Origin of the sequence: Cryobacterium aureum (genome assembly GCF_002954245.1) — a bacterium.
GTDB classification, from domain to species: domain Bacteria; phylum Actinomycetota; class Actinomycetes; order Actinomycetales; family Microbacteriaceae; genus Cryobacterium; species Cryobacterium aureum.
This window is the reverse complement of sequence record NZ_PPTG01000039.1, coordinates 1-6,900: the sequence shown is the minus strand read 5'-3', so window position 1 is coordinate 6,900 and position 6,900 is coordinate 1. Positions and strand designations below refer to the sequence as shown.

At 61.2% G+C, this 6,900-nt stretch carries 4 protein-coding genes and 2 pseudogenes; 3 read left to right on the top strand and 3 right to left on the bottom strand.

The annotated features are described in order from the left end of the window. Window positions 1-70: 70 nt before the first annotated feature. The 3 genes and pseudogenes from CJ028_RS14735 to CJ028_RS14725 all read left to right on the top strand — a co-directional run. Entirely contained in the window at window positions 71-907 is an 837-nt protein-coding gene (locus CJ028_RS14735) for an ABC transporter permease (RefSeq protein ID WP_105035987.1), read from the top strand. Next, window positions 908-1,945: a glycine betaine ABC transporter substrate-binding protein gene (locus CJ028_RS14730; RefSeq protein ID WP_105035986.1), complete on the top strand. Its 1,038-nt coding sequence runs from the start codon at window positions 908-910 to the stop codon at window positions 1,943-1,945. It abuts the gene before it with no gap. 351 nt (window positions 1,946-2,296) lie between these two features. Further along, window positions 2,297-2,554, top strand: a pseudogene (locus CJ028_RS14725) (recombinase family protein); the annotation flags it as partial. 26 nt (window positions 2,555-2,580) lie between these two features. On the opposite strand, the gene CJ028_RS14720 reads toward CJ028_RS14725, so the two are convergent. From CJ028_RS14720 to CJ028_RS14705, 3 genes and pseudogenes are all read right to left on the bottom strand, one after another. Next, window positions 2,581-3,447, bottom strand: coding sequence for a DNA/RNA non-specific endonuclease (locus CJ028_RS14720; protein ID WP_105035984.1), 867 nt, complete (start codon window positions 3,445-3,447; stop codon window positions 2,581-2,583). 1,115 nt (window positions 3,448-4,562) lie between these two features. Beyond that, on the bottom strand, window positions 4,563-4,769 hold the full coding sequence (locus CJ028_RS14710; protein ID WP_129590507.1) for a hypothetical protein: 207 nt from the start codon (window positions 4,767-4,769) through the stop codon (window positions 4,563-4,565). 327 nt (window positions 4,770-5,096) lie between these two features. Further along, window positions 5,097-6,535 (bottom strand): annotated as a pseudogene (locus CJ028_RS14705) (integrase core domain-containing protein). Between the last annotated feature and the right edge of the window lie 365 nt (window positions 6,536-6,900).

The following is a 6,900-nucleotide window of genomic DNA, read 5'->3' as shown; positions in this document are numbered from 1 at the left end:
CGCAGGCGCCTGACGCCGGCGCCGACCTGAGCGAGACCGATAGCAGCGGCGCCGACGCGCGGGCCAGTCAATGAGCACCCGCACCATAACTGCAGAAGCCGGCATTGCCGGCGGCGACTCCGCCGTCGAAACACCCGGCGACCCGGCCGCGCCGGCCGTACCGGTCAGTCGTGCCCGCGCGGTATGGCAATCCTGGCGAGGACTGGTCTACCAGCTGGCAGGTATTCTGCTCGCGTTCCTCGCGCTCGTCATCTGGCTACTGACCGCCAACCTGTCGCCGATCGAACTGACCACACTCGCCCCGGACGCGCTCTGGGTCTACACCGTGGAGCACATCCAACTCACCCTCCTCGCCGCGGCGATCGTGTTGGTCATCGCGGTTCCCCTGGGAATCGCCCTGACCCGACGATCCCTGCGGTTTCTGACCGCTCCGGTGCTGGCGATCGCCAACGTCGGTCAAGCCGCCCCCGCGATCGGCGTCGTCGTACTCCTCGCCTTCTGGGTTGGTTTCGGCTTCTGGGCGGCGACGCTGAGCCTCGTGCTCTACGCGGTGCTCCCGGTGCTGCGAAACACCATGGTCGGCCTGCAGCAGGTCGACGCCCGCCTCATCGAAGCCGGACGCGGTATGGGCATGAGCTCCACGGCCGTGCTCTTTCGTGTGGAACTCCCTCTTGCCGTGCCGGTCATGCTGTCAGGCGTGCGTACCGCCCTCGTTCTACTGGTCGGCACCGCGGCCCTGGCCACGTTCGTCAACGGCGGCGGACTCGGCATCCTCATCACCACCGGCGTCAATCTCAGCCTCACCCCCGTACTCGTCACCGGAGCCCTGCTCGTGGCTCTGCTCGCCCTCCTCATCGACTGGGTCGGCCGCGTAGTCGAACACGTTGCCCGTCCGAAGGGACTCTAGATGTACTGCACCTCTTCACGTACCCGTCCTCGCGGCCGCCGCGGGCCCCTCGACCGCTGGGGCCTCGCCGCGGGTATCCTCGCCCTGTCCGCCGTCGCCCTGACCGGCTGCGGCCTGCAGCCGGCGACCTCATACGTTCCCGCGGTCGGACCCGGGTCGATCACCCCGCTCGACGGTGCCGACGGTGTCGACCTCACAGTCACGTCCAAGAACTTCACCGAGCAGCTACTGCTCGGCAAGATCGCCGTGCTCGCCGGGACCGCCGCAGGATTCAACGTCACTGACCTCAGTAACGTGCCCGGCAGCCAGCCGGCCCGCGATCTGCTTCTCTCGGGCCAGGCCGACGTGCTCTGGGATTACACCGGGACCACGTGGCTGACCTACCTCGGTCAGGCCGAGGCGATCACTAACCAGAACGAAATGTGGCAAGCCGTTCACGACCTCGACCTCAAAAACGGTGTCACCTGGGGCGCGCCGGCACCGATGAACAACACCTACGCCCTCGCTGTGCGCAGTGAGGCAGTCGCCGACCTCGGCGGCATCACGGCCATGTCCGAACTTGCCGCGTTGCCGGTCGAGGATCGCACCTTCTGCGTCGAGGCCGAATTCAACTCCCGGCCAGACGGGTTAAACCCCATGCTCGCCCACTACGGACTGGAACGCGGCACCGCCAACGGCGTGCCCGACAGCAACATCGGCATCTACGACACCGGTGCGATCTACAGCGCGACCGACAACGGGGCCTGCAACTTCGGTGAAGTCTTCACGACTGACGGTCGCCTCGACGCGCTCGACCTCACAGTCCTGACCGATGACCTCGCATTTTTCCCGGCATACAACGTAGCACCGATCTTCTTCACCGAAACAATCAAGGCCCACCCCGGCCTGGAAAAGATCTTCGCCAAAATATCACCGAAACTCACCGACCAGGTTCTGCGCGGCATGAACCGTCAAGTTGACGTCGACGGTGCCGAACCCGCCGATGTGGCCTATGAGTGGATGATCGAGGAGGGTTTCATCACCGACCCAGCCAGCTAACCAGACACGGGCGACGGATGCCGCGAACAGCACGATCGTCCGGGCCAGCATCACAGAGGCAGGCCAGGCGTGCAGGTGCTCGAACAGCTCATCATCGAGCCCAGTACGGCCAGCTTCGACGCCCCGGAGTGCCGACCCGACACGATGGTAAGTAGGCCGACAGCGATGATGATACGACGAACAGGCTCGTGGCGTGGGTCACGCCGTCCAACCAAACAGAAACGACCCGCATGCGTGCTCCGACGGGGCAGCACACGCGATACACGAATACCGCGACGCCACACTCACCCCGCTGCGGGCCGACCTGGACCAGTCACGCACGAGTGAACGCGAGCAGCGCACCCGCTCCGACCGCGCCGAAGCACCCTTGTGAACGTCATGGGAGCTTTCGCTGAGTTCGAGCGGTCGCTGATTCGTGAACGTCAGCGCGAGGGTATTGCTTCGGCTAAGAAACGTGGCCTCTACCGCGGTCGCACCCCGTCACTGGACACGGCCCGTGCGGCCGAGCTGCGCGAGAAGGCTGCCGTTGGCGTGCCGAAATCTGTTCTTGCTCGACAGTTTGGGATCAGCCACGAAACCGTCTATGTCGACCTCGGCGCCGGGGACTGAGCTGGCTATAGACGATTCGGTGCGGTTTAGAGGTGGATGCTTGCGGCGTCGACCAGTTCGACCCAACGCTGTCGATGGTCAGTGTCTTCTCGGATAGCTGGGGCCGGGGCGTAGACGTCTGCCTCGGATAGGGCGGTCAGGTTGAGCCCGGTGAGGTCGACGATATCCCCGATGGGTACTTGATAGGTGCGGTATGGTCCAAGCGGTGGGGGAGTGCCGTACATGAGGGCTGGGGCACGGACCGTGTCAAGGTCAATGTCTTCTAATTGCGGGCTTTGGTCGAGGACGAATCCGGCAGCGTGCAGAACGATGGAGCCGTGCAGGGTCGTGGTCCATGCTGCGATCTTCCAGAACGCTTGCGGGATCTTCACCCCGCGATATATCGGATCCTCGGCGGAGAGTACGGGGGCGGTGAAGACGCTGATGCGGTTACCGTTGGTGCGTGCGTAGGTGAGGACGTGGTCCTCGAGGCCGAGCCAGAGTTGTTTCGATTGGTTAAAGGCTGCAGCTTGCGGGGCGGCGTTGGTGTAGGCGAAGGTATCATAATTCGCTCGCCGGGCTGTCGTTGCGTCGCCCCAGACCGAGTCCTGGCGGCGGACGAGGTGTCCGCGGTCGAGGTCGTTTCTGGCGTAGACGCCCTCCCCGGTCTGTTCGTAGATCGGGATACGCGAGTCGAGGTGCCAGTCGTCGCCACGGTCAACAGTGACGAGCTGGTCCCCATCGATGTTGACCCCGGTCGCGATCGCGAGGTGCCGCGCGGGGTCGAGGAGCACGGTGAAATGTGTGTAAAGCAGTTCACGAATCAGGATCCCTGCAGGAGGGGCCGGGAGCGGCAGAGGAATCTGGAGGAAATCGGCGTTGTATCCAGCAGGATAAAGTAATGCGGTTTTCATGGTGATAGTCAACCAGCCATAACCGGCAGTTGGGGCTTTCGGATTTATATGCCGGCGTTGAGGGGGAAGATTCTCGTTCGCTGATGTTGTGTATTGGTTAGAAAAACGAGTGGTCGAACGGGGGATATGACCGTTTCTTAGGGATTGCCTAGCCTTGATAAAAGGCATGGGCGGCTCAAGGAGCTGTATGAATAAAGTGATCGTGACATTGCGACGCCGACTTGGGAAATCGTCGGTGAACGTTCTCGTCAGCGTGAATCGGTACGGTCAGCTACCCGCCGTCCTCGAGGATCCGGTGGATTGCACAGGGCGGGTTATTCACGGTCTGTGGCTAGGCGACGGCGTCGACGGCGGACCTGATGGCACGACGTATTGCAAAGTGAAACGGGTGAGGTGGAGACGCTGACCAGCACTGAATCGACCGCAATGCTCACAGCCACAGCCAGAGGCGCAAGGTCTGCGCTACGACGTTCGAAGCTGGTGAGTTTGAAGCTGAATTCGATGGGTGCACAGTCTGTTCTGCTGACCGTCTTCCGCGCATGAAACTGTCATGACAGCGAAAATCCTCGATCCCACCGCTTTCTTCCGAGCTCTTCACACTGGTATTTGGCAGGACATTCGACAGCTTCCGTGCCGATGAAAGTCAGGCAGGGAAAGGACCTCTGGCGAGACTTTCACCATGCCCTACTTCCTCTGATGAAGCGATTCGCCAGCCGCTCGTTAATCCTTTCAATTCTGGCCGGGATCTCTGGCATTTTCTTTCCAGCGTTTATCGTCTTCTTTAGTGTCTTGGTGGTGTGGGTCATAGTGGGAATCGTGGCCATAGCTGTGCGGAGCTTCACCGTTCTCGGTGAGGTCAAAGCCGACAGATTCAATCCTGGAGGGTAGCGGTGGAGCGTTCGGACTTCAGCGTTGGAGCAAGGTGTCCGCAAGATCGGCAGTGCATATGTGGTGATGCATGTGTGCCCGCGCGTTGGGGCCGGAATTAGTCCGTGACAGATTGGGCGGAGCGGCAGCGACGCAATCTTCTGCCTTGAAGGAAGCCAGCGACGGTGCACATGCTCCACCGACGGGCGCCCCAGACGGAGCCGCAGCACTGGTGAAAATGAGAACGTCTAGCTAATGGTGTCGCGCCCGCCCGACGGAACATTACGTGCATCGCGTTCGAGCAACCGCTGGCAACCGAATATCACCGCTGCAGCGATAATGATTCCCACACCTTCGCCGATTTCGCCACTAAAGAATGCGAAGAAGGCTCGCACCACCAGCATTCCCACCAGGACATAAGCGATCCAGCGAATCTTGTGTTGTAATCTAATCACTGGCATAGTCTTGCCAATTACCCTGAACGTTGGCGCAAAAAGGGAGCACATTGCTAGGATTTCCGAATCCTTGACAAAGGTTGCTACTGATCGTTTTCAGCGCCGCCGAAGACAACAAGATAGGGGTGCCACTAACCCGGATACCAGGTGCCTGGACTAGCGCTACCTACAAGCGCTATGTAATCACTCACCTCTTTGTTTACATCCTCGATCACGACATGTTTACAACCTCGATCATGACTTCGTTTACACACGCACTCATCACATCGTTGACAGCAAAACTCACCACTTCGTTTACATCGTGACAGCGGCGTTTTGAAACGCTGCTTAGGGCAGGTGCTCGGACTGATAATGGTCGTTGTCGTACTCGATCCGCTTGAGTTCCCAGGATGGATGCGGGTTGCGGATCCGGGCACCAGAGACCTGCCACAACGGCACCAGTCGCTTGCTGGAGGCCACGCGCACCGGCAGCGAAAAGAAGAGACTCTCCGCCCCGTTGGTGGTGTCGAATAGCGTGAATCCGGTGGTGTTGGTCACCAGCTGGTAGGTGCCCACCAGATACGTTGGCACTTTGAAGATCCGCCCGCGGTAGTAAATCTGCGGGTTGGTCCGGCGGATCTCCACCACGTCGTCGAACTGCTCCTGCAGTCGCACGACCCGTTCGGGAACGGGCTCTGGAGGCTGCAGCGGGGCGATAGTCACCATGCTCGCGGCCTCTCGGCCTGCGGCCGCATCCTGGGCGATCTGACGATCTTTATAGGTCATCGCGGCGGCTTCCAGCACCGTGATATCGATCGGGATGCCATCGCTGCCGCGGTGTTCCCCGGCCTCCCAGGCCTGGCCGGGGGTGAGATAGGTGATGCCGATTTTCAGGGCCTGGTGGCGGCGCCGGTAGTTGTAGTGTTCCCGATATTTGACCAAGAGTATAGACAACTGCTCGAGGGTTTTCGGGGTGTGGGCGTCGAGGAACCGGATCAGGGTCTGATGGCTGCGCTCGTTCTTGCCCTGCGTCTGCGGGTGCCGCACGCTCCCGGCGATCCCGTGGCATCCCCGCGCTGCCAGGAAGAGTTCGGTTTGGCCGATTACGCCGCGGCGGGACTGGTTGAAGGCCACTCCGTTGTCGCTGAGCAGCTACTGGGGGACCCCATACTCATTGAACGCGGCCTGCAGCGCGGCGATGGCGTCCTCGCCGTTTTCCAGCCGGGCGAAGGCCTGCGTGCCGACGTCGAAGCGAGTGCCGTCGTCCAGGAGCTGGTAGATCAGTGCCTTCGTCCCGTCGGGGTCGAACAGGCGGTATTCCAGTCCGTCGAGCTGCCACATTTCCATCGGATGCGACCGGGCGAACCTCAGCCAGGCACCGCGGGGGCGCTTACGGGGATTGGTTTTCGTCAGGCCCGCCTCGGCGAGAATTCGCCCGATGGTGGGCACCGACGGGAGCGCGTCCCCGAACTCGTCGGTGTCGACACCCTCGAACCAGATCGACTGCGGACCGTTGTCCCACCCGGACTTTCTCAGCCGTTCCCGAAGACGCAACACCACCACTCTCGTCTGGTCCCCGTGGATTCTCGCCGGGGTTTTTGGTGCCCGCGAATGCGGGTTCAACGCCTTGTTTCCCTCGACAAGATAGCGCTTCTTCACCTTGTAATAGGAGGGCCGGCTGATGCCCACAGTTGCTTGCAGAATTTCGAGATGCCGACCCCGTCGGGCAGGTCAGGGTTGAACTCGATGATCTGGCGGCGAATCGTCGCAGTTAATGTATTTGGCACCTCCCATTATCGAGAAGTACTTCATCAGCGCGGACCAGCCGCGACCCCTGCTACCTGTCAACGATGTCGTGAGAGATCCTGTAAGCGATGTGTTGAGCGACGTTGTAAACGATGTAGTGAGAGATCACATACCAACAACGTGGACTACGCGTACCAAGTAGGACTACTCGCCAGTCTGGAAATTCGAAGCAATAGCGGATGCGCGAAGATCAAAACTTACTCTAACTGAACGGTATTTGACGGCGGAGTCGCCGCCGGCAATGCCGGCTTCTGCAGTTATGGTGCGGGTGCTCATTGACTGGCCCGCGCGTCGGCGCCGCTGCTATCGGTCTCGCTCAGGTCGGCGCCGGCGTCAGGCGCCTGCG